Annotated in this window: 20 protein-coding genes and 1 tRNA gene; 10 read left to right on the top strand and 11 right to left on the bottom strand. The window is 69.7% G+C overall.

Annotation, left to right across the window (positions count from 1 at the left end):
• Position 1 precedes the first annotated feature (1 nt).
• Genes AC3WRI_RS02000 through AC3WRI_RS01980 form a run of 5 tightly spaced genes read left to right on the top strand, consistent with a single transcriptional unit; the run spans position 2 to position 5166 of the window.
• Complete coding sequence (locus tag AC3WRI_RS02000; protein ID WP_492292448.1) at positions 2-1771, top strand: bifunctional alpha/beta hydrolase/class I SAM-dependent methyltransferase; 1770 nt, start codon at positions 2-4, stop codon at positions 1769-1771.
• Positions 1768-3153: a phosphatase PAP2/dual specificity phosphatase family protein gene (locus tag AC3WRI_RS01995; protein WP_010814203.1), complete on the top strand. Its 1386-nt coding sequence runs from the start codon at positions 1768-1770 to the stop codon at positions 3151-3153. The genes AC3WRI_RS02000 and AC3WRI_RS01995 overlap by 4 nt, the downstream gene beginning before the upstream one ends.
• Entirely contained in the window at positions 3140-3574 is a 435-nt protein-coding gene (locus tag AC3WRI_RS01990) for a hypothetical protein (protein WP_231881345.1), read from the top strand. The genes AC3WRI_RS01995 and AC3WRI_RS01990 overlap by 14 nt, the downstream gene beginning before the upstream one ends.
• 6 nt (positions 3575-3580) lie before the next feature.
• Positions 3581-4207, top strand: coding sequence for a lysophospholipid acyltransferase family protein (locus AC3WRI_RS01985; protein WP_492292447.1), 627 nt, complete (start codon positions 3581-3583; stop codon positions 4205-4207).
• Entirely contained in the window at positions 4204-5166 is a 963-nt protein-coding gene (locus AC3WRI_RS01980) for a phosphatidate cytidylyltransferase (protein WP_010814200.1), read from the top strand. The genes AC3WRI_RS01985 and AC3WRI_RS01980 overlap by 4 nt, the downstream gene beginning before the upstream one ends.
• 12 nt (positions 5167-5178) lie before the next feature.
• On the opposite strand, the gene AC3WRI_RS01975 is transcribed toward AC3WRI_RS01980, so the two are convergent.
• From AC3WRI_RS01975 to AC3WRI_RS01945, 7 genes are all read right to left on the bottom strand, one after another.
• The gene (locus AC3WRI_RS01975; RefSeq protein WP_010814199.1) at positions 5179-6078 is read right to left on the bottom strand and encodes a LysR family transcriptional regulator; all 900 of its coding nucleotides are present in this window, start codon (positions 6076-6078) and stop codon (positions 5179-5181) included.
• A 72-nt stretch (positions 6079-6150) separates the two neighbouring features.
• Positions 6151-7536, bottom strand: a complete 1386-nt coding sequence (locus AC3WRI_RS01970) for an amidase (RefSeq protein WP_011615487.1) — start codon at positions 7534-7536, stop codon at positions 6151-6153.
• Positions 7537-7586: 50 nt separating this feature from the next.
• Positions 7587-9242, bottom strand: a complete 1656-nt coding sequence (locus AC3WRI_RS01965; protein WP_011615486.1) for a dipeptide ABC transporter ATP-binding protein — start codon at positions 9240-9242, stop codon at positions 7587-7589.
• Positions 9242-10171 (bottom strand): ABC transporter permease, encoded by a 930-nt coding sequence (locus AC3WRI_RS01960; RefSeq protein WP_011615485.1) that lies wholly within the window; start codon positions 10169-10171, stop codon positions 9242-9244. The genes AC3WRI_RS01965 and AC3WRI_RS01960 overlap by 1 nt, the downstream gene beginning before the upstream one ends.
• Before the next feature lie 24 nt (positions 10172-10195).
• Complete coding sequence (locus AC3WRI_RS01955; protein ID WP_010814195.1) at positions 10196-11137, bottom strand: ABC transporter permease; 942 nt, start codon at positions 11135-11137, stop codon at positions 10196-10198.
• 76 nt (positions 11138-11213) lie between these two features.
• Entirely contained in the window at positions 11214-12797 is a 1584-nt protein-coding gene (locus tag AC3WRI_RS01950; RefSeq protein ID WP_011615484.1) for an ABC transporter substrate-binding protein, read from the bottom strand.
• A 45-nt stretch (positions 12798-12842) separates the two neighbouring features.
• Positions 12843-13343 (bottom strand): MarR family winged helix-turn-helix transcriptional regulator, encoded by a 501-nt coding sequence (locus AC3WRI_RS01945; RefSeq protein WP_010814193.1) that lies wholly within the window; start codon positions 13341-13343, stop codon positions 12843-12845.
• Between the two features lie 241 nt (positions 13344-13584).
• Here AC3WRI_RS01945 and AC3WRI_RS01940 point away from each other — a divergent pair, with 241 nt between their 5' ends.
• Genes AC3WRI_RS01940 through AC3WRI_RS01930 form a run of 3 tightly spaced genes read left to right on the top strand, consistent with a single transcriptional unit; the run spans position 13585 to position 16768 of the window.
• Entirely contained in the window at positions 13585-14580 is a 996-nt protein-coding gene (locus AC3WRI_RS01940; protein ID WP_010814192.1) for a Bug family tripartite tricarboxylate transporter substrate binding protein, read from the top strand.
• 11 nt (positions 14581-14591) lie between these two features.
• Positions 14592-15605 (top strand): NADPH:quinone oxidoreductase family protein, encoded by a 1014-nt coding sequence (locus tag AC3WRI_RS01935; protein ID WP_010814191.1) that lies wholly within the window; start codon positions 14592-14594, stop codon positions 15603-15605.
• 14 nt (positions 15606-15619) lie between these two features.
• Positions 15620-16768: a CaiB/BaiF CoA transferase family protein gene (locus tag AC3WRI_RS01930; protein ID WP_010814190.1), complete on the top strand. Its 1149-nt coding sequence runs from the start codon at positions 15620-15622 to the stop codon at positions 16766-16768.
• 64 nt (positions 16769-16832) lie between these two features.
• Here the strand turns inward: AC3WRI_RS01930 and AC3WRI_RS01925 are convergent.
• The 3 genes from AC3WRI_RS01925 to AC3WRI_RS01915 form a co-directional block, all read right to left on the bottom strand.
• Positions 16833-16909, bottom strand: a tRNA-Val gene (locus AC3WRI_RS01925).
• A 96-nt stretch (positions 16910-17005) separates the two neighbouring features.
• Positions 17006-18556, bottom strand: a complete 1551-nt coding sequence (locus AC3WRI_RS01920) for a class I adenylate-forming enzyme family protein (RefSeq protein WP_492292445.1) — start codon at positions 18554-18556, stop codon at positions 17006-17008.
• 66 nt (positions 18557-18622) lie between these two features.
• Positions 18623-19630, bottom strand: coding sequence for a tripartite tricarboxylate transporter substrate binding protein (locus AC3WRI_RS01915; protein ID WP_492292443.1), 1008 nt, complete (start codon positions 19628-19630; stop codon positions 18623-18625).
• Positions 19631-19955: 325 nt separating this feature from the next.
• On the opposite strand from AC3WRI_RS01915, the gene AC3WRI_RS01910 reads away from it, so the two are divergent.
• Together AC3WRI_RS01910 and AC3WRI_RS01905 are read left to right on the top strand one after the other, a co-directional pair.
• Positions 19956-20276: a helix-turn-helix domain-containing protein gene (locus AC3WRI_RS01910; protein WP_037024885.1), complete on the top strand. Its 321-nt coding sequence runs from the start codon at positions 19956-19958 to the stop codon at positions 20274-20276.
• A complete protein-coding gene (locus tag AC3WRI_RS01905; protein ID WP_010814186.1) occupies positions 20269-21591 on the top strand; it encodes a HipA domain-containing protein in 1323 nt (440 codons plus the stop codon). The genes AC3WRI_RS01910 and AC3WRI_RS01905 overlap by 8 nt, the downstream gene beginning before the upstream one ends.
• Positions 21592-21597: 6 nt before the next feature.
• On the opposite strand, the gene AC3WRI_RS01900 is transcribed toward AC3WRI_RS01905, so the two are convergent.
• On the bottom strand, positions 21598-22818 hold the full coding sequence (locus AC3WRI_RS01900; protein ID WP_492292442.1) for an MFS transporter: 1221 nt from the start codon (positions 22816-22818) through the stop codon (positions 21598-21600).

Raw genomic sequence — 22818 nt, 5'->3', positions numbered from 1 at the left:
GATGGACCGACCGTCGACGCGCCAGCCGCAAGAGCGGCAATTCGAGACCCACGACCGCCAGACGCTGTTCTATCGGCACTGGCCGGCGGTGGACGGCCCGGCGCGCGGCGCCGTGGTGTTGTTCCATCGCGGCCATGAGCATTCCGGCCGGGTCGCCCACCTGGCCGACGAACTGAACCTGCCCGGCTACGAGATCTTTGCCTGGGATGCGCGCGGCCACGGCCGTTCGCCCGGCGAGCGCGGCTACAGCCCCAGCCTGGCGGACTCGGTGCGCGATATCCAGACCTTCACCACCCATATCGCCGAGGTCCACGGCATCCCGCTGGAACGCACCGCGGTGATCGCGCAGAGCGTGGGCGCGGTGCTGGCCGCCACCTGGGTGCACGACTACGCGCCGCCGATCCGCGCGCTGGTGCTGGCCTCGCCCGCGTTCAAGGTCAAGCTCTACGTGCCCTTTGCGCGGCCGGGGCTGAAGCTGATGCAGCGCCTGCGCGGCAAGTTTTTCGTCAACAGCTACGTCAAGGCCAAGTTCCTCACGCACGATCCCGAGCGCATCGCCAGCTACGACAGCGATCCGCTGATCACGCGCCCGATCGCGGTCAATATCCTGCTGGACCTGTACGACACGGCGGAGCGCATCGTCGCCGATGCCGCGGCGATCACGGTGCCGACGCAGCTGCTGATCTCCGGCGCCGACTGGGTCGTGCATCGCGGGCCGCAGGACCGCTTCTATGAGCGCCTGGGTGCGCGCACCAAGGAGCGCATCGTGCTGGACGGCTTCTATCACGACACGCTCGGTGAGCGCGACCGCAAGCTGGCGGTCGATGCCGCGCGCCGCTTTATCCTGCGCGAATTCGACATGCCGTCGGCGCCGCGCTCGCTGCTCGATGCCGACCAGATCGGCCCGTTCCGCGAGGAATCCGACCGCCTGGCGTCGGCGCCTGTCGGGCTGGCCGCCTGGTACTGGCGCGCGGCGCGGGCCAACCTGAAGCTGGGCGGAATACTGTCGGACGGGGTGCGGCTGGGCCATGAGACCGGCTTCGACTCGGGCTCGACGCTCGACTATGTTTACCGCAACGCCCCCTCGGGCCGCGGCAAGCTGGGCCGGCTGGCCGACCAGCAGTACCTGGACGCGATCGGCTGGCGCGGCATCCGCCAGCGCAAGGTCCACGCCGAGGCCCTGATCGCCGAGGCCGTGCGGCGGCTGCGCGTGGGCGGCATGCCGGTGCGGATCGTCGACATCGCCGCCGGGCACGGGCGCTATGTGCTTGAGGCGCTGGGCGCGCTGGATGGCGGCGCCGCGGCGGTCGAGTCGATCCTGCTGCGCGACTACAGCCCGCTGAACGTCGAGCAGGGCCGCGCCCTGATCGCCGCCAAGGACCTCGCGGACGTGGCCCGCTTCGAGCAGGGCGATGCCTTCGACGGCGACAGCCTGGCGGCGCTGGCACCGGCGCCGACACTGGCGGTGGTTTCCGGCCTGTACGAACTGTTTCCCGACAACGCGATGGTGCGGCGCTCGCTCGAGGGCCTGGCGCGCGCGGTGCCGCCCGGCGGCTATCTGGTCTACACCGGCCAGCCCTGGCATCCGCAGCTGGAATTCATCGCGCGCGCGCTCACCAGCCACCGCGCCGGCGCCGCCTGGGTGATGCGCCGCCGCTCGCAGGCCGAGATGGACGAACTGGTGCGGGCCGCTGGCTTTGACAAGGTGACCCAGCGTATCGACCCGTGGGGCATCTTCACCGTCAGCCTGGCGCGCAGGCGCGGCGCATGAGCACGGTGCCGACGGAGGTTGGCGCCGGGGCGCATTCGCAGCTGCCTGCAGGCAACCGGCCCTGGGGGCTGGCCTGCCTGCTGCTGGCGCTGGCCGGCGCGTTCTTTTTCTCCAGCTACGGCTTTGCCAACTGGCTGGCGAGCCAGCGCGCCAACGTTCCGGCGGTCTATTTCGAATGGGAGCAGGGGATCCCGTTCCTGCCGTGGACCATCGTGCCGTACTGGTCGATCGACCTGCTGTACGGCATCTCCTTCTTCCTGTGGCGCACGCGCGCGGCGCTGCTCACGCACGTCAGGCGGTTGGTACTGGCGCAGCTGGTGTCGGTGGCGTGCTTTATCGCCTTCCCGCTGCGCTTCAGCTTTGCCCGGCCCGAGGCCGACGGCCTGCCGGGCCAGCTGTTCACGCTGCTGGGCGGTTTCGACCTGCCGTTCAACCAGGCGCCGTCGCTGCATATCAGCCTGCTGGTGATCCTGTGGGTCGCCTTTGCGGCGCACCTGCGCGGCGGCTGGCGCTGGCTGCTGCACGGCTGGTTTGCGCTGATCGGGGTCTCGGTGCTGACCACCTGGCAGCACCACCTGATCGATGTGCCCACCGGCGCGCTGGTGGGCTGGCTGTGCGTTTACCTGTTCCCGATGCAACGGCCCGCTGCAGGCGCGCCGGATGCGCGCACGCGCCAGCTGTCGCGCCGCTACACCGTGGGCGCGCTGGTGGGGTTGCTGTGCGCGGTGCTGGCGGTGGGTGCGTCGGTGACGCTGGCGTTGCTGCTGTTGTGGGCCGCGCTGGCGCTGGCCTGCGTCGCCCGGATCTACGCGCTGGCCGCGCCGGCGTGGTTCCAGAAGGACGGCGATGGGATGATGGCCCCGGCCGCGCGCTGGGTGCTGGCGCCGTACCTGCTGGGCGCCTTCCTCAATTCGCGCTGGTGGACGCGGCGCGCGCCGCAGCCCAGTGCCATCGCGGACGGCATCTGGGTTGGCCGCTTCCCGACCCGCGCCGAACTGCGCGCGATCGGGGCGGACGCCGTCCTCGACCTGACCGCCGAACTGTCGCGCGCAGCCACCGACCCGGCGCTTGCGTATCGTTGCGTGCCGGTACTGGACCTGACCGTGCCGACGCCGGAGCAGTTGGACAAGGCCGTGGCTCAACTCGACGCCTGGCAGCGGCAGGGCCGCCGCGTGCTGGTCAGCTGCGCGCTCGGCTATTCGCGCAGCGCGCTGGTTGCCGCCGCATGGCTGGCGCGCCGGCAGGGACTGCGCGACGCCGGCGCTGCGCTGGCGTTGCTGCGCGAGCATCGCCCGGCGGTGGTGCTCGGGCGCGAACATGCTGAGGCGCTGCAACGCTGCCTGGACCGTCCCGCCATGCCGGAGCCCGATGATGGCCGCTGAGTTCACGCAAGGCACTGATGCCTGGATCGCGCACGCCGTCGCCGGGGCGCTGTCGGGCGCCGTGTGGATCGGCGCGGCCGGGCTGGCTTTCGGCGTGGCCACGGTATGGCTGGGGGTGGCCACGCCGGTCCCGCGCGTGCTGGCGGCCGCGTCGCTGCTGCTGGCGCTGCCCCAGGTCTGGCTGCTGCTGCGCGTTGCCATCGACCGCCGGCTGTTCGATGCGCTCGCGGCCGGGCGGCAGGACCAGCCCGACCTGGCCGGATTGGACGCCGCGCTGCTCGAACTGGGCTGGATGCCGGCGCAGCGCGCCGGCCGTCCGTTGCCGGACCGCGCCCGCGGTGCGCTGCGGCTGGTGCGCGCCAGCGCCGCGCTGACTGTGTGCCAGCTGGCGCTGGCCTTGCTGACCGTGATCCTGAGGTAACCAACCATGTGGCTTGCCCGCGCGACCGCGCGCGCCATCATCGTCTTCGCCCGGCTGCTGACCGGCATGCGCGCCAACTGGCAGGGCTGCATCCCCGCCGCGGTGCAGCGCGTCTACTTTGCCAACCACAGCAGCCACGGCGACTTCGTGCTGATCTGGGGCTGCCTGCCGCCCGACCTGCGCACAGTCACGCGCCCGGTGGCCGGTGCCGACTACTGGGATCGCTCGTCGCTGCGGCGCTTTATCGGCCGCGACGTATTCCACGCGCTGCTGATCGACCGCACCCGCAGCGAACCAGGCAGCGACCCGGTGGCGCTGATGCACGGCGCGCTGGCATCCGGCGACTCGCTGATCCTGTTTCCCGAAGGCACGCGCAATACCACCGACGCGCGCCTGCTGCCGTTCAAGAGCGGCATCTACCACCTGGCGCGGGCCTGCCCCGGGGTGGAGTTCGTGCCGGTGTGGGTCGACAACCTCAACCGCGTGATGCCCAAGGGCGAAGTCGTGCCGGTGCCGCTGCTGTGCACCGTCACCTTTGGGCAGCCGGTGCTGCTGGCCGCCGAGGACAGCAAGGAAGCCTTCCTTGCGCGCTGCCGCGACGGCCTGCTAGCGCTTGCCCCGGAGCTGGAATGACCGCCATGCCCACTTTGCACTGGAGCCCCGAGACCTGGCTGCTGTTCGGCGGACTGTTCGGCGTGCTGCTGCTGGCCTCCACCGTGACCGCGCTGCTGCGCTGGCGGGTGGCGGGCGGCGGCCAGCACGCGGTGATCGACAACCTGGCGCAGCGCGTCTGGGCCTGGTGGTGGATGATCGGCATCATGGGCGTGGCCTTTGCGCTGGGCCGCACCGCGGTGATCGTGCTGTTCTACCTGCTCTCGTTCTTCGCGCTGCGCGAGTTCGTCACCATCATCACCACGCGGCGCGGCGACCATCACGCCATCGTCGCCGCCTTTTTCGTGTTCCTGCCGCTGCAGTACGTGCTGGTCTATATCGGCTGGTACGGCATGTTCTCGATCCTGATCCCGGTCTATGCCTTCCTGATCCTGCCGATCCTGGCGGCGCTGTCGTCCGAGACCACGCGCTTCCTGGAGCGCTGCGCCGGAGTGCAGTGGGCGGTGATGGTGTGCGTGTTCTGCATCTCGCACGTGCCGGCGCTGCTGACGCTGCCGATCCCGGGCTTTGAAGGCCGCAACCTGCTGCTGATCGCCTTCCTGGTGATCGTGGTGCAGGGCAGCGACGTGCTGCAGTATGTGTGGGGCAAGCTGTGCGGCAAGCGCAAGATCGCGCCGCTGCTGTCGCCGTCCAAGACCGTCGAGGGCTTTGTCGGCGGCGTGGCCAGTGCCACCGCGCTGGGCGCGGCGCTGTGGTGGATCACGCCGTTCTCGCCGTGGCAGGCCGGCGCGATTGCGCTGGTGATTGCGCTGATGGGTTTCCTCGGCGGGCTGGTGATGTCGGCGATCAAGCGCGACCGCGGCATCAAGGACTGGGGCCATATGATCCAGGGCCACGGCGGCATGCTGGACCGGCTGGACTCAGTGGTGTTCGCCGCGCCGGTGTTCTTCCATATCACCCGCTACTGGTGGGTGCCCTGAGCACCCCGGCCCTCACAGCTCCATCTCTTCGCACCACGCCACCACTGCATCGCGGAAGTCCTGGCAGATCGGCGACAGGTAGCCATCGGCGCGCCACAGCACGGCCAGCTCATGCTGCCACGACATGCCTGGCGCCTCGATCGCGGCCAGCCCCTGGCCCTCGGCCTGGTGCAGCATGCGCGGCGGCATGATGCCGAGCAGGTCCGAGTGCCGCAGCAGCTCGCCGAAGGCCACCGGCGACGCCGTGCTTTCCACTGCCACGCGCGGCGGCGGCAGCCCGACCGAGGTAAACCGTTCCTCCAGCCACTGGCGCAGGTAGAGCGAACTCGCCGGCACCACCCAGCGCTCGCCGCTCAGGTCGGCCAGCGTGCGGAAGCCCTCGCGGCGCGGATGGCCGGTGCGGGACACGATCTGCATGGTCAGCGGACCGAGCGGCAGCCAGGCAATGTCCGGCGGCAGGCTGGTCGGGCGCGCGCCCAGGATCAGGTCGGCCTCGCCGTTCTGCAGCATCGCCATCAGGCGCGCGCTCAGGTGGGTCTCGATCGAGAACGTGGCCAGCGGCCGGCTCAGGAAGAAGCGGGCCAGCAGCGGCGACAGCAGCGACGGCAGCAGGTAGGGGATGGCGCCCAGGCGCACCGTGCCCGCGCGCGCCGCGCGCTGCTCGGCCAGTTCGTTGCGCATGTCGCCCGCCGCCAGCGCGATCCGGCGCGCATGGGCGGCCAGGGTGCGGCCCACGCTGGTCGGCACCAGCCCGCGCGGGGTGCGCTCGAACAAGGGCATGCCGGCTTCGCCTTCCAGCCGCGCCAGCGTCTTGGACAGGCCGGACTGGGTCATGCCGAGGGTGTCGGCGGCGCGGTGCAGGTTGCCTTGCTCGATGACAACCAGGAAGGCTTCAAGATCCTCGAATCGCATGGGGCGTGATGGCGCTGGGGTCGGTGCGGGCCATTGTAGCGCCGCACCTCCCCCGCGCCGGTCACGCAGGGCTTAGTGCGGCTCAGGCCATTGCCGCTGGGGTTCCGAGGCGCGCTCGAACCAGTGCGCCAGCTGCAGCACGCCCAGGTCGTCAAAGCGCCGGCCGGAGATCTGCAGCCCGATGGGCAGGCCGTCGCGCGACATGCCGCAGGGGATCGATGCCGCGGGCTGTTCGGAGTGGTTGAACACCGCTGTGAAGTGAGAGTCCTTGAGCGGCAGGTCGCCGCCGCTGTTGATGGCATCGGCGGCGAAGGGCAGCACCGGTGACACCGGCGAGATCACGAAATCATAGGGCTGGGTCGCGGCCACGGTGGCCTCGCGCAGCTGCTGCATGCGCGTGAAGGCCTGGAAGGTCTGCTCCGGCGTGAGCGTGCCGGCAAACTCGGCGGCCTTGCGGATGTAGCCTGCCGCCAGGCTGGCGCGCTCCGGCGGCATCCCGGCCAGGTCGACCCGGCAGCGCATGGTGAAGAAGTGCGCCATGCCGATGCGCATGTCCATGGTGGTCCAGTCGCGCACGGGTTCGACCACGGCACCGCCTTGCTCGAACAGGTGCGCTGCCGCCAGCACCGCCGCGCGGACTTCGGCATCGACCTGCCAGTCGCCGCTCGGGTCCAGCCACAGGCCGATGCGCAGCCCGCGGATATCGCGCTCAAGCTGCTGCCAGGCGATGTCCTGCGGAGGCAGGCTCATGTAGTCGCGGGCATCGGGGCGCGAGATCGCCTGCATCGCCAGCGCGGCGTCGGCCACGGTGCGCGTCAGCGGACCGATCACGCGCGCGGCGGCTGGCGGATGGACCGGCACGCGGCCATGGCTGGGCTTCAGGCCGAAAACGCCGCAGAAGCTGGCGGGAATACGCACCGAGCCGCCGATATCCGTGCCCAGGTGGAGCGGGCCGTAGCCCGCCGCAGCCGCGGCGCCGGCGCCGGAACTGGAGCCGCCGGTGTTGCGGTCCAGCTTCCACGGGTTGCGCGTGAGCGGATGGAAGCTGGACGGCGCCGCGCCCAGGAAGCCGAAATCCGGCATGGTGGTCTTGCCGACCACGATTGCGCCGGCCTCGAGCAGGCGCGCCGCGGCCGGCGCATCGGCCGGTGCCGGCGCCAGCACGGTGGCGGCGCTGCCGAGCGGCACCGGCGTGCCGCGCGTGGCGATGTTCTCCTTCAGCGTCACCGGCACGCCGTCGAGCGGGCCGTTCGGGGTGCCGGCCAGCCAGCGCGCCTCGGCGCTGCGCGCGGCGGCCAGCGCTTGCTCGGCATGCACCACGTACATCGCACGGATGCCGGGCTCCCAGTGTTCGATGCGGTCCAGCACCGACTGCATGACTTCGACCGGGGAGAGTTCGCGCTGGCGGTAGTTGCTGAGCAGGTCGGCGGCGCTGAGTGCGTAGAGCGGAGTCTTCATTGTCTTTTCCGAGAGGGTTGGCTGGCGCTTGGGAATCTGCATCGCCGGCGTTACTGCACACCGAACGGGTAATGGCGTCCCGGCGCGGCGGCCAGCAGCGCGCGGGTGTAGTCCTGGCGCGGCGACAGCACGACGTCGCGCGTGGCGCCTTGCTCGACCACGCGGCCCTTGTGCATGACGATCAGGCGGTCGCACACCTGGCTGGCCACGCGCAGGTCGTGGGTGATGAAGAGGATGCCGATGGCAAGCCGCTGCTGGATATCGGCCAGCAGCTTCAGGATCTGCGCCTGCACCGAGACGTCCAGTGCCGACACCGCTTCATCGGCGATCAGCACGCGCGGTTCGCACGCCAGCGCGCGGGCAATGCAGATGCGCTGGCGCTGGCCGCCGGAGAACTCGCTCGGGTAGCGGTGCAGCGCGTCGGGCCGCAGCCGCACCAGTTCCATCAGCGACTCGGCGCGTTGCCACGCCTGCGCGGGCGTCGCGCCGAAATTGACCGCGCCTTCGACGATGGACTGGCCCACCGTGCGGCGCGGATTGAGCGAGCGGTTGGGGTCCTGGAACACCACCTGCACCATGCGCCGGAATGCGGACAGCTGCGCGCGGCGCGGCAGTTGCTGCGCGGCTTCGGGCAGCACCTGGATATTGCCCGCGGACGGTTCGATCAGCCGCGCGATGCAGCGCGCCACCGTGGACTTGCCCGAGCCGGACTCGCCCACGATGCCGACGGTCTCGCCCGCCCGCACCTGCAATGACACATCGGTGGCCGCCTCGACCACGCGGCGCCGGCCCGGCCAGGCTCCCGAGACATAGGTCTTGCCGATGCCGCTGGCGTCGAGCAGCAACGCTCGCTGCGCCACCGACGGGCGCTGCGCGGGCTCCAGTCCCGGCACGGCATTGAGCAGCATGCGGGTGTAGTCCGCCTCGGGCTGGCGCAAGACCCGGTCTTTCGGCCCGCTTTCCACCTGGCGGCCAAGCTGCAGCACCACCACCCGGTCGGCAATGTCGGCGACCACGCCGAAGTCGTGCGTGATGAACAGCACCGCGGTCTGGTTCTCGTGCTGCAGTTCGCGCACCAGTGCCAGGATCTCGGCCTGCGTGGTCACGTCCAGCGCGGTGGTGGGCTCATCGCACACCAGCAGGGCCGGGCGCAGGATCAGCGCCATGGCGATGACGATGCGCTGGCGCTGCCCACCGGACAGCTGGTGCGGATAGGCGTCGTAGATCCGCTCGGGATCCGGCAGCCGCACGCGCGCAAAGATCGACAGCACGCGCTCGCGCCGCTGCGCGGCGCCCAGGCTGGTGTGCTGCGCCAGCATTTCCTCGACCTGCCGGCCGCAGCGCATGACCGGGTTCAGCGCGGTCATGGGTTCCTGGAACACCATGGCCACGCCGGTGCCGCGCAGTTCGCGCCGGCGTGCGGGGGTGGCCGCCAGCAGGTCTTCGCTGGCCAGCGCGATGCTGCCGCCTGAGACCTTCAGGCCTTCGGGCAGCAAGCCCATCACCGCGCGCGCGACCACGGACTTGCCTGAGCCCGATTCGCCCAGCAGGCAGACCACTTCGCCGGGCATGACGTCGAAGGAAACCCCCTGGACCGCATGCGGCCGGTCGGCGCCGGGCGGCAGGTCGATGCGCAGGTCGCGCACGCGCAGGCAGGGCGTGGCCGAGTCCGCGGCCGCGGACTCGGTCGTGTTCGTTGGCATCATCAGGCACTCCGCTTGCTGAACTTGGGGTCGAGGGTGTCGCGCAGGCCGTCGCCGAGCATATTGACGGCCAGCACCGTTACCGCCAGGAAGGCGCCGGGCAGCAGCACGCTGTGCGGATGCGCGGTGAAATGGGCGCGCCCCTCGGCCATGATGTTTCCCCAGGTGGGGATGTCGGTGGGCAGGCCGATGCCGAGGAAGGACATCACCGCTTCCACCAGCATCGCGCCGGCGCAGATAAAGGTGCCCTGCACCAGCAGCGGCGCGATGGTGTTCGGCAGGATGTGGCGCAGCATCAGTTTCCAGGTCGGCGTATCGAGCGCGATGGCGGCCTCGACATAAGGCTCTTCACGCACCGACAGCACCACCGATCGGACCAGGCGCGCCACGCGCGGCGTGTCGGGCACGGTCATGGCCACGATCACCGTCAGCAGGCTGGGCCGCCAGGCGGCCACCAGCACGATGGCGAAGAGGATGCCGGGGATGGCCATCATGCCGTCCATCACGCGCATGATGAAGCCGTCCAGCCAGCGCACATAGCCCGATACCAGCCCGACCGCCAGCCCCAGCAGCACCGAGGCCAGCGCCACCGACACCCCGACCGCCAGCGAGACCCGCGCGCCGTACAACGTGCGGCTCCAGATGTCGCGGCCCAGGCTGTCGGTGCCCAGCGGGAACAGGCGTTCGAAGGCATCGCCGGCCAGCGTCACGATCTCGGCGCGCGTGAAGGGGGCCAGCTGGCTGCTGGCGGGGTCCATGGTGTTGGGATCGATGGTGTAGAGCCAGGGCGCGGCCACGGCAAGGAACAGCATCAGGCCGAGGATGGTGCCGCCGGCGCGCACGGCACCGTTGGCCAGCACCGCGCGCAGCCGCGAGGGACGGGCGCCGGTGCCGGGCGGGGCGGATTCGATGGCAGTGGTGAGTGAGGTCATGGGGCCGGGTTTCCGTGGGAGATATCAGTAGCGAATGCGGGGATCGAGCAGCAGATAGCTCGCGTCCACCAGCAGGTTGATGACCACGTACGAGACCGAGAAGAACAGCGTGATGCCCTGGATCAGCGGGTAGTCGCGCGACAGCACGGCATCCACTGTGAGCTGGCCGACACCGGGAATGGCGTAGATGCTCTCGGTCACGACCACGCCGCCGATCAGGCCGGCCACGCTCAGCCCGATCACGGTGGCGATCGGCACCGCGGCATTGGCCAGCGCATGGCGCGTCAGCATGCGCCACTCCGGAATGCCCTTGGCGCGCGCGGTCTGCACGAAGTCCTCGGTCAGTGCTTCGGACACGGCGGCGCGGGTCGTGCGCGCCACCAGCGCGCACGACATCACCGACAGCGTGACGCAGGGCAGGGCCAGGTTGCGCAGCCATGGCCAGATGCCGTCGGCCAGGCGGCTGTAGCCCTGCGACGGCAGCCAGCCCAGGTGCAGCGAGAACACCCAGATCATCAGGTAGCCGGCCACGAAGATCGGCACCGAGAAGCCCAGCACGGAGCCGCCCATCACCAGGCGGTCGAGCCAGCGGCCGCGCCGGTAGGCCGCCAGCGTGCCCAGCGGCACCGCCGTCAGCACGGTCAGCACGATGGTCAGCGCCGCCACCGAGAGCGTGGGCTCCAGCCGCTGCGCGATCAGCGTGGTCACGGGCATCTTGTAGAAGAAGGAATAGCCCAGGTCGCCGCCCAGCACGTGGCCGAGCCAGCCGATGAACTGGCGCGGCAGCGCTTGATCCAGCCCGAGCTGGGTGCGGATGCGGGCGATGTCTTCCACGCTGGCGGCGTCGCCGGCAATGGCCGCTGCCGGGTCGCCGGGGGTCAGCCGCAGCAGCGTGAAGACGATGACAGCCACCACCGCCAGCACTGGCACGGTGGCCAGGCTGCGGCGGACCAGGAAATTCATCATGGCACTACCTCGTTGGGGGAAAGGGAGGTCAGCAGGCTGGCGGCACGGCAGCCGGGACCGCGGGCGCCGTAGCGGGCTATTGCTTGCGCACGTTCCAGTACAGCACCGCCGGTGCCGGCAGCAGGCCGCTGATCGCACCGCTGCGCACCACGGTGGGCGCCTTGCCTTCGCCGACGGGCGCCAGGATGCCGTTTTCGATGGCGCGCAGCTGGATCCTGGTGGCGATGTCCTTGCGCTGCGCGGCGTCCGCGGTTTCGATGAAGCGGGTCTTGAGGGTTTCCAGCTCGGCGTCTTCCGGCCAGCCGAAGTAGCCGCGGTCGCCGTTGCCGGTCAGCGGGCTGTAGGTGATGGGGCTGCTGGCGTCGACGCCGCCCCAGAAGGTGATGTAGGCATTCCAGCCGCCTTTCTCGGGCGGTTCCTTCCTGGTGCGGCGCGTGATCAGGGTGCTCCAGTCGGTGGCCTGCACGTCGACATTGAAGCCCACCTGCCTGAGCAGCTGGCCGTAGACCACCGGCAGGCGGCTCAGCGCGGGGGCATCGCCCGGCAGCATGATCACCACTGGCTTGCCGTCATAGCCGGACTCCTTGAGCAGCTTGCGCGCCTGTTCGAACTGCGGCTTGCCGGTGAAGAAGCCGGTCTGGTCGCTGGCATAGGGCGAGCCGCACAGGTAGATCGAGGCGCACGGCTTGTAGAAGTCGCGGTAGGTGGCCTGCGCGCGCAGCATCGCTTCCTGGTTGATCGCCAGCATCGCGGCCTTGCGCACCCTGGCGTCATTGAACGGCGGCACCTTGTGGTTGTAGATCACGGTGAAGGGGCCGGCGGGCATGATGTCGACCATCTGCACCCGCTTGTCGGTGCGCAGTTGCGGATAGTGCGATGACGGCACGACCTCGAGGATATCCACCTCGCCGTTGAGCAGCGCGTTTACCTGGGTCTGCGTATCGCGCAGGAACACCCATTCGACGCGGTCGACGTGCACGGCCTTGCCGCCGGCCAGGCCGGACGGCGCATCCTTGCGCGGCACATAGTCGGGATTGCGACGGTAGACCACGCGGTCGCCGGGCCGGAAGTCCTCTTTCTTCAGCGTGAAGGGGCCGGAGCCGGTCAGGTCGTCGATCTGCTTGTCGGCAGGCGTCTCGGCGACACGCTTGGGCATGATGAACGGCACCAGCGGGCTGGGCTTGCCCAGCGCATCCAGCACTGCGCCGAAGGGCTGGCGGAAAGTCATGCGCACCGTGGCCGGGCCTTCGGCAGTGATGCTGGCCATGGCTTCATACATGCGCTGGCCCAGCACGTCGCGCTTGCCCCAGCGCGCCAGCGAGGCGATTACGTCCTGCGCGGTGACCGGCGTGCCGTCATGGAACTTGAGCCCTGGCCGCAGCGTGAAGGTCCAGGTCTTGTTGTCGGCGCTGGTGCTGGTCTTGTCCACCATCTGCGGCCGGATCACGCCCTTCTCGTCCATGCCGAACAGGGTGTCGTAGATCATGAGGCCATGGTTGCGCGTGATGTTCGCGGTGGTCCAGACCGGGTCCAGGATCTTCAGGTCGGACGACGGCACGGTGCGCAGCACGGTCTCGGCGATTGCGCTGCCGGCGGACATGCATGCCAGGGCGCACAACGCGACGGCACCGGCACGGCGAAGCGGGATTGCAGACATCATGGTCATCATCTCTCGGGGGCGGGGTGGGGGGAAAAAGGGCGCCGGTCAGGGCGTGGTGGTGCCGCGCTCGCGCAGCTTCTGGAGATACCGCTCGAAGGACTCGCGCGAAGCGGCCTCGGCTTCGATCAGCTTGACCAGCGTGGCGCGCAGCGCGTCGATCTCGGCCGGCGTCAGGCAGTGCAGGAAGCCCGCTTCCAGCTCGATGCCGAGCGGCTCGGCGCGCCGCACCAGGTCGACGCCGGCCTCGCTCAGGAACAGGCACACCTGGCGCGCGTCTTCCGTGCTGATCTCGCGCTGCACCAGGTCGCGCTTGACCAGCGCGCCAACCAGCTTGGACGCCAGCGTCTTCTCGATCGCAGACTGCTGCACCAGCTGGCCCATGGTGATGCCGGGCGCCGATCCGATCATCCGCAGCAGGCGGATGTCCCGCAGCGAGACCCCGAATTTCTCTTCATACACGCGCGAGCCGCGTTCGCGCGTGCGCTCGGCGGCCATGTCGAGCAGGATGTTGATGTAGTCGGACTTGAGCCGGAGAGCGCGTGGCATGAATAGATGAAAAATTCGATAGTTGAAAATTTCAACGAATAATAGTGACCGGCGAGGGGGCTGGGCCATGAGGGATTTCCCGGGGTAGGGCAATGCGGCGCTGCGCCATGCCTGGCAGGACTTGGCCCGCGCCGCGCGGGAATCACGCCGGGCGGGGTGCTGGCCTAGACTGCGTTGGCATCCCTCGCGCACCGCACTCCCGCGGGCACCACAGAAGGGAGCCAGGACAGGAGACACACCGATGCAACACCGTTCCGCACGGCTGCGCGCAGCCGTGGCCGCCATGCTGCTGGCGGCCATCCCGGCGGCAGTCTGCGCCGCCGATCCCGCCTCCGCCGAGCCCTATCCGTCGCGCCCGCTCACCATCGTGGTGCCGTCGGTGGCGGGCAATGTGAACGACGCCGTGGCGCGGCTGATCGGGCAGGAACTGACCAGGAGCTGGGGCCAGCCGGTCATCGTCGACAACAAGCCTGGCGCGGGCACCACCACGGGTACCAAGTACGTTGCCCGCGCAGCAAAGGACGGTTACACCGCGCTGTTGACCTTCACTGCGCACGTGCAGAACCCGTCGCTGTACCGGGGTATCGGCTATGACCCGATCGCGGACTTCACGCCGGTCAGCGAGGTGGCGATCTCGTCCACCATCCTGGCGGTGTCGCCGGACTTCCCGGCGCGCACGCTGCCGGAGGTGGTGGCGCTGCTCAAGGCCAATCCCGGCAAGTATCCGTACGGGTCGTATGGCGCGGGGACGACCGGCCATATCCTGGGAGAGTTGCTCAAGCGCGAGGCCGGGCTGCAGATGGAACACGTCGCCTACAAGGGCGGCGCGCCGCTGGCCACCGACCTGGCGGCCGGCCATGTGAAGCTGGGCTTTATTGCCGTGGGCACGGCCATGCCGCTGCTGCAGGGCGGCAAGCTGGCGCCGGTGGCGATCGCTGGCGCGGAGCGTTCGGCGCTGCTGCCCAAGGTGCCGACCTTCCGGGAGGCCGGCTACAAGGGCTTCGAGCCCGATGCGTGGATGGGCCTGCTGTTCCCCGCCGGCGTGCCGAAAGCACGGGTCGATGCCCTGTCGCGCGAGGTCGCGCGCATCGTGCGCCTGCCGGAAATCGCGAAGAAGATGCAGGACCTGAATCTGGTGCCGGTCGGCAGCACGCCGGAAGCCTTCGCCACGGTGATGAAGAACGACCGCGACAAATGGAGCCGCATCATCAGCGATGTCGGCATCACGCTCGAATGACAGGAGTCCCGATGCAAGAGACCGATTACCTGGGGCTGGTCTGCTCCCGCTGGTGCCACTGGAGCGAGCTGGAACTGCAACGCCTGCCGCGCCAGCCGCTGGCGCCGGGCCAGGTGCGCATCCGTGTGCGCCATGCCGGCGTGGGCTTTGCGCTGAGCCTGTTTGTGTCCGGCAAGTACCAGCGCAAGCCGCCGCTGCCGTTCATCCCCGGCACCGAGGCCGCGGGCGAAATCATCGAGGTGGCGCCTGATGTCACGCGGCTGCGCCCGGGCCAGCGCGTGGCCGCGGCGCTGGACTGGGGCGGCTTCGCCGAGGAAGCGGTGGCCATGGCCGACACGGTCTATCCGGTGCCTGACGGGCTGGAGCTGGCCCAGGCGGCGGCGCTGCCCATCACCTATGGCACGGTCTGGGCGGCGCTGGCCTGGCGCGCCGCGCTGCAGCCGGGCGAAACCATGCTGGTCCATGGCGCCAGCGGCGCGCTGGGCACGGCCGCGGTACAGGTGGGCCGGTTGATGGGCGCGCGCGTGATCGCCACCGCCAGCACCGAGGCCAAGCGCGAGGCGGCGCTGCGCAACGGCGCCGCGCATGCGCTGCCGTCCGACGCGGCCACGCTGGCGGCAGCGGTCAAGGCGCTGTGCCCCGCGGGCGGGGCCGACGTGGTGTTCGATCCGGTCGGCGGCGATCTCTTCGACGCCTCGCTGCGCTGCGCGGCGCCGGGCGCGCGGCTGCTGTCGATCGGCTATGCCAGCGGGCGCATCCCGGAGGTGCCGGCCAACCTGCTGCTGGTGAAGAACCTGACCCTGATCGGCTTCAACTACGGCTACTACATCGGCTGGGGCCTGACCGACGAGCGCCGGCGCTTTGCGCAGCCGGTGCAGGCGATGGTGGCCGAGATCATGCAGGCGGCAGCCAGCGGCAAGCTGGCGCCGCCCGTGCTGCAGCACTTCCCACTGAGCGATTGGCTCAGCGCCGTCGACACCACGATGTCGCGCCGCGCCATCGGCAAGATCATGCTGGATATCTGAACGGAGGGCACGACATGCACCATGCACAAGCGGCAACGGACGATGCCATGTTCGACGGCCTGACCGTGCTCGACCTGAGCCAGGGCATCGCCGGCCCGTACTGCGGCCTGATCCTGCGCCAGCAGGGCGCGCGCGTGGTCAAGGTGGAGCCGCCGGGAGGCGACTGGTCGCGGCAGATGGGACGCATCCGCGCCGGCCAGACCGCGATCGCGGTCGCCTGCAACGCGGGCAAGGAGAGCGTGCTGCTGGACGCGCGCAGCGACAGCGGCCGGGCCGCCATCGCCAGGCTGGCGCAGCAGGCCGACGTGGTGATCCAGAACTTCCGCCCCGGCGTGGCCGAGCGCATGGGCGTCGGCTACGAGGCGCTGGCCGCGCGCAACCCGGCGCTGGTCTATGTCTCGATCTCTGGCTACGGCCATGCCGGCCCGATGGCGAACATGCCAGCGGTGGACACCACCATGCAGGCCTTCAGCGGCCTGATGCACCTGAACCGCGACAGCGCCGGCCAGCCGCGCCGCATCGCCTTCTACATGGTCGACCTGAGCACCGGGCTCTATGCGGCCCAGCATGCGTCGGCAGCGCTGTACAAGGCCGCGCGCAACGGCCGCGGCCGGCACGTGCGGCTGTCGCTGCTGGAGACCAGTGCCGCGCTGCAGTCCTACCTGATGGTGGATGACGCCATGTTCCCCGATGCGGAACTGGCCGTGGCCAATGCGCCCACCGGGCTGTTCGATGCGGCCGATGGCCGGCTGTACCTGAGCATGCTCAACGACGCCATGTTCGTGCGGCTGGCAACGCTGCTGGGTTTCGACGACTGGCTGGCCGATATCACGCTGCACACCAGCGCCGGCCGTCTGCCGCGCGCGGCGGAGCTGGGCCGGCGCGTGGCGCAGGCGATTGCAGCACAGCCGCTGTCGCATTGGGAGGCGCTGCTGACCGAGCACGATGTGCTGTTCGCGCGCGTGGGCCATGCACGGGACCTGCCGCAGAGCGCGCAATGCGCGCAGGCGGGCGTGTTCGGCCGGCTGCCGCTGGCTGGGATCGGCGAAGTGCCGTGGGCCAACCTGCCAGGCATGGCAGGATCGGAACGGCCGGCAGGGAATGCGCCGGCGCTGGGCCAGCATACCGAAGCGGTGCTGGCGGAGTTCGGCATCGGCACCTGAAAGCGGCGCCGGAAAAGAAAAACGGACGGTGCGCAATGCGTACCGTCCGTGTTCCGTTGTGCGTTGGTAGGCTCGATTGGACTCGAACCAACGACCCCCACCATGTCAAGGTGGTGCTCTAACCAGCTGAGCTACGAGCCTAGCGAAGGCGCGAATTATAGAGACGCCTTTTTGATTGCGCAAGCATCCTCGCCAACTTTTTGTGTGGATGCTTGCGCTTGTGCCGTGCGCGGCGCGTCAGGCGCCGGTGATGCGGTCGCGCAGTTCGCGCTTGAGCACCTTGCCGATGGCGCTGCGCGGCAGGCTCTCCACCTCATGGATCGCGGCCAGCCGCTGGGTCTTGCCCAGGTGCTGGTTGGCCCAGGCCAGCACGTCCTGTGCCGTGGCGCCGCCGCCGGCGCGCAGCGCGACGAAGGCCACCGGGGTCTCGCCCCAGCGCTCCGACGGCACGCCCACCACCGACACATCGGCCACCGCCGGGTGTTCGCGCACCACCGCCTCGAGATCGCTCGGGTAGATGTTGAAGCCGCCCGAGATGATCATGTCCTTCTTGCGGTCCATCAGCACCAGGAAGCCGTCTTCGTCAAAGCGGCCGATGTCGCCGGTGCGGATAAAGCGCTGGCCCTGCGCGTCGTGCCACTCGGTCTCGGCGGTCTTTTCCGGCTGGTTGTGGTAGCCGTTCATCATCGCCGCCGAGCGGCCCACCACTTCCCCGGTGCTGCCGGGCGGCAGTTCGCGGCCCTCGTCGTCGATGATGCGCACGTCGGCACCGGTGGCGGGGCGCCCCACGGTATGCAGCTTATCGGGGAACTGGTCGGCGAACAGCAGGCAGCCGCCGCCGCCTTCGGTCATGCCGTACAGCTCGGTCAGCGCGCCCGGCCAGCGCCGCAGCACTTCGGCCTTCAGGGCGGGGCTGAACGGCGCGCTGGTGCAGAACTTCTGCTGGAAGGACGACAGGTCATGGCGGTCGAACTCCGGATGCGCCAGCAGCCGCTGGTACTGCACCGGCACCAGCATGGTGTGCGTGGCGCGATGCTGCTGCGCCAGCGCCAGGTACTGGCCCGCATCGAACTTGGCCATCAGGATCGCCGTGCCGCCCAGACCGATGGTCGGGAAGAAGCTGGCCAGCGTGGTGTTGGAATACAGCGGCGTCGACAGCAGCGTGATCGCATGCGTGCCGTAGCCGGTGGCGGCGCCGCGCGACACATGGGCCCAGCGCATGCCGTGCGACTGCACGATGCCCTTGGGGGTGCCGGTGGTGCTCGAGGAATAGATGATGTTGAGCGGCATCTCCGGGCGGATCCCGGGCTCGGTCACCGGTGTGCCGGCGGGTGCCAGCCAGGCCTGGTATGGCTGGCCTGCGTCGCTGCCGTCCAGCGTGACGATGGGCGTGGCGGCCAGCTGGTCGCGCACGGGCTGCAGCACGTCGGCCACGGTGGCATCCGTGAACAGGATGCGCGCGGCCGCGTCGGCAACCATGCCGGCCAGGCTGTCCGGCGTGGATGACGGTGCCAGCGGCGCCACGACCACGCCTGCGCGCACCGCGCCCAGGTACACCGCGGCGTATTCGATCGAGGACGACGCGCAGATGGCGATGGCCTCGCCGGGGCGCACGCCGTCGCGGGCCAGCGCCGCGGCAATGCGGTCCATGGCGGCATCGAGGCCGGCATAGTCGAGCACGCGCTCGCCATGCATCAGGGCGCGCTGCGTGGGGCGCTGCGTGGCGTGCTCGCGCACGAGCACGGACATGGTGGTAAAGGGGCGTTGGAGCGGGGTCGGTTGGGTCATGTTCGGCAAGGGAATGCGGACGCCGGCCTGGCGGCGCCCGATGAGCAATGATGGATCGAAGCAGTCTTACTGGATCTGTGCGCCGGAGTCCTTCACCACCTTGCTCCAGCGGTTGATCTCGGCGTCGATATGGGTGCGCAGCGCGGCGGGAGTCGAGCCCACCGGCTCATAGCCGTTGGCGGCCAGCGTCGCCTTCAGTTCGGGTTGGCGCAGCACCGTGGCAATCTCGGTGCTGAGCCGGTCGATCACGGGCTGCGGCGTGCCGGCCGGTGCCAGCATCGCGTACCAGCCGGTGATGCTGATGCCCGGCACGCCGGCCTCGGCCAGCGTCGGCACCTCGGGCGCGACCGCGGCGCGCTGGCTGCCGGTGACGGCCAGTGCGCGCAGCTTGCCGCTCTTCACATGCGGCAGGGTGGTGGAGATGCTGTCGTAGGTCAGCTGGACCTCGCCCGACAGCATTGCCGTCACCACTTGTGCGCTGCCTTTGTACGGAACGTGGGTCATCTTGATACCCGCGACGGAATCGAACAATTCGCCCGCCAGGTGGCCGGTATTGCCGTTGCCGGCCGAGGCGAAGGTCAGCTTGCCGGGCGCGGCCTTGGCCTCGGCAATCAGCTCCTTCACGTTGGTGGCCTGCAGCGAGGGGCTCCCGGCCAGGATCATCGGCAGGCTGGCCACCAGCGAGACGGGCGCGAAGTCCTTGCGCGTGTCATAGGGCAGCTTCGGGTACAGGCTGGCATTGATGGCATGGGCGGCCAGCACCATGATCAGGGTGTAGCCGTCGGGCTTGGCCCGCGCCAGCGCCTGGCTGGCGATGGTGCCGCCGGCGCCGGGCCGGTAGTCCAGCACCACGGGCTGGCCCAGGCGCTCCTGCAGCCTGGCTGCGACCGGGCGGGCCAGCAGGTCGGCGCTGCCGCCCGGCGGGTAGGGGATCAGCAGCTGGACCGGGCGCGATGGCCAGGTCTCGGCGCTGGCGCCGGACGGCAAGGCGGTTGCGGCCGCGGTGGCCAGCATGCCGGCCAGCCATGCGCGGCGGCCCCAGGCGCGGCGCCGGGATGCGATCAGGGATGCCATCAGCTTGTCTCCTCGTTATGCCGGCCGCGGGCGCAGCCGTTGTCCCTTGTCGCCAGGTCGGGCTGGGATGTTGGTGTCACAAACGGTAAAGGTGTAAGCGCGCCGGCGGAATTCTTAAATCGATAAGTCTGGCTTTTTGCAAGCGAAGCGATAGGCGGCACCGGTGCGAATGGCTGTGTCCGGCGGTCGGCTACAGCAATAATCTTTGCGAATGAGGAGATTTTGCCAGTCGGCTGTGTTCAGAGGCTTGAATCTTCGCAATCAGGGAGATTTCTTGATTTCGCCGCCTGGAAACACTAAAGTCTTTGCAATCAAGGAGATTTTTGTGCCAGTGACCCTCACCGAACCCGGCGATATCGGCGCCTTCGTGCGCGCTGCCCGCAAGGCGCAAGGCCTGCGCCAGGACGATGCCGCAGGCGCCATCGGCGTCAGCGAGAACTTCATGGTGCGCGTAGAGAACGGGGCCGAAGGCATCCAGTGGGGCAAGCTGTTCCAGGTGCTGGAAGGGCTTGGCCTGCGCGTGGTGGTGGATATGCCGGAGGCAGCGGCCCCGCTGGTAGCGCCTGAACTCGCCAAGCTCAGGCAACGCCAGGCGCGCAGCCGCAACCGGCGCGCAGCGGTCAAGGGAGGCGACCAGCATGGCTGAGCGCGTACTGGTCGCCAGCATCAACGGAGCGCCGGTCGGCGAGCTGCATGAAGCCAGCGATGCCTGGTCATTCCGCTATGACGCGGAGTGGCTGGGCAACCCGCACGCCTTCGCCCTGAGCCCGGCGCTGCCGCTGCAGCGGGAGGCGCTCGCCGATGGCAGCACGCTGCGGCCGGTGCAGTGGTACTTCGACAACCTGCTGCCCGAGGACGGCCAGCGTGCGCTGCTGGCACGCGATGCCAGCATCCGCAACGAGGCCGATGCCTTTGCCCTGCTGGCCCACTATGGGGCGGAATCGGCGGGCTCGCTGACGCTGCTGCCGCCCGGCCGCGGGCCCGCCACCGCGCCGGCCCTGCGCGCCTTGAGCGATGCCGCGCTCGACGCCCGCATCCACAGCCTGCCCAGCGTGCCGCTCACGCATGGCGCGGTCAAGCGCATGTCGCTGGCCGGTGCCCAGCACAAGCTGGCGGTGGTGCTGCGGGACGGCGCGCTGTTCGAGCCCGGCGCGGATACGCCGTCCACGCATATCCTGAAGCCGACCCACCAGATGCAGGAGATCTATCCGCATTCGGTCATCAACGAGTGGTTCGTGATGTCGCTGGCCGCGCGGCTGAAGCTGGAGGTGCCGCCCGTGCACCGGCGCTATGTGCCGTCGCCGGTCTACCTGATCGACCGTTTCGATCGCCACCTCACGCAGCAAGGGCAGTGGCAGCGGCTGCATGCGATCGATGCCTGCCAGCTGCTGAACCTGCCGCGCACCTTCAAATACGACCAGGGCAGCGTCGAGCGGCTGGCGCAACTGGCAACGCTGTGCCGCGCCCCGGCGGTGGCGCGGGCACGGTTGTTCGACTGGCTGGTGTTCAACATCCTGGTGGGCAATTCGGACGCGCACCTGAAGAACCTGAGCTTCCTGGTATCCGATGCCGGCATTGCGCTGGCGCCGTTCTACGATTTGCTCAGCGAGGCGGCTTACGCCACCCGCACCTATGACAAGACCGGCTGGCCGCAGGCGCACCGCTTTGCCTGGCCGGTGCTGGGGGTGGAGTTCTACAGCGATTTCTCGCGCGCGCTGGTGCTGGAGGCAGGGCGCGCGCTGGGCCTGACCGGCGTGACCGCCGAGCGGCGGCTGGACGCCATGCTGCGCGGCATCGGGCCGGCCGCGCAGGCGCTCTATGAGCAGGCCGAGCAACAGAACGCGGCCATGGCGCGGGAGCGCCCGGTGCTCACCGGCGGGTTTGCCGGCGAACTGGCCTGCCTGCGCGTGATCCGCTTCACCATCATCGCCGACATGGTCAGGGCGCTTGCCGCAGCCTGAGTCTGGCTAATGACTGGTGGGATGCGGCTGGCTGAAGAAGTAGGGCACCAGCGCGGCGGCAATCAGCAGGCCCGCGGACAGGAAGATCGCCGCATAGGTGGAAGGCAGCGGCCAGCCGCGCACATGGCCGGCATTGGCGATCAGCCCGTAGCCCCATGACGTCAGCGCCGATCCCAGGAACACAAAGGTGTTGAGCAGCCCCAGCCCGCGCCCGCGCCGCGACGGCGTGATCAGCCCGCGGCCCTGCGCCATCACCAGCGGGTGCAGCATGCCGATGGTCGACAGCAGCGCCATCATCGCCACGCCGTAGCCGATGCCGCTGTCCGGCCATAGCGCCAGCAGGAACGAGCCCGACATGGCAAAGCACGACCAGCCGGCGATGGCGGTCTTGAGCGTGTTGCGGCGGACCAGCACCGGCAGCAGGAAGGCGGTCAGGAAGCCGGCCAGGCTCAGCAGCGCCAGCGCCACTCCGCGCGGCGCCGAGCCCAGCCCGAACACGTCGGCCAGGTAGGGGCCGCTCCAGGCATTGCGGAAGGCGGTGCCGGCGGACATCGCCACGCACAGCGGAATCAGCGTCCACAGCGGCACCAGCTTCAGCAGCTGCAGGCTTTCCGACAGCATCGCCGGCCACGACGCGCTGCGGGCCTCGGCATGGCCCTGGTCGCGCACGAAGCGCCACACACCATAGCAGGCCGCGACCATGCCCAGCGCCGATACCGCCATCGACGGGCGCCATCCGATCAGCGAGATGGCCCAGCCCAGCGGCGCCGTGGCACACAGCGCGCCGATCATGCCCATGGCATTGGAGCGGCTGACCACGCGGGTGTAGTCGCGCTCGGACAGCTGCTCGGAGGCGAAATGCAGCAGGCCCATGAAGACCGGCGCGCATGCCAGCCCCAGCCCTACCTGCGCCAGCGTGGCCGCCGCGCCGTTTGGCGCCAGCACGAACAGGATCGACGACACCGCGCCCACCGCCAGCAGCAGCGCGGTCGGCCGGCCCACGCCGTAGCGGTCGAAGGCAATGCCCACCGGGATCTGCGTCACGGCAAAGGCCAGGAAGAACGACGAAGACAGTGCGCCAAAGCCCGCCGGCGACAGCCCGAAATCATGCTGCAGTTCGGGCGCCATCACCGCCAGGCAGGAGCGGAAGAACTGGCTGAGCGCAAAGGCGAACGTCAGCAGGGCGATACCGCGCGCGGCGTGCGCTGCCGGGGCATGGGCGGGCAG

Source organism: Cupriavidus sp. FW305-27 (assembly GCF_058787995.1).
The sequence above is the reverse complement of the archived record's forward strand: the minus strand, read 5'-3'. Positions and strand labels throughout refer to the sequence as shown.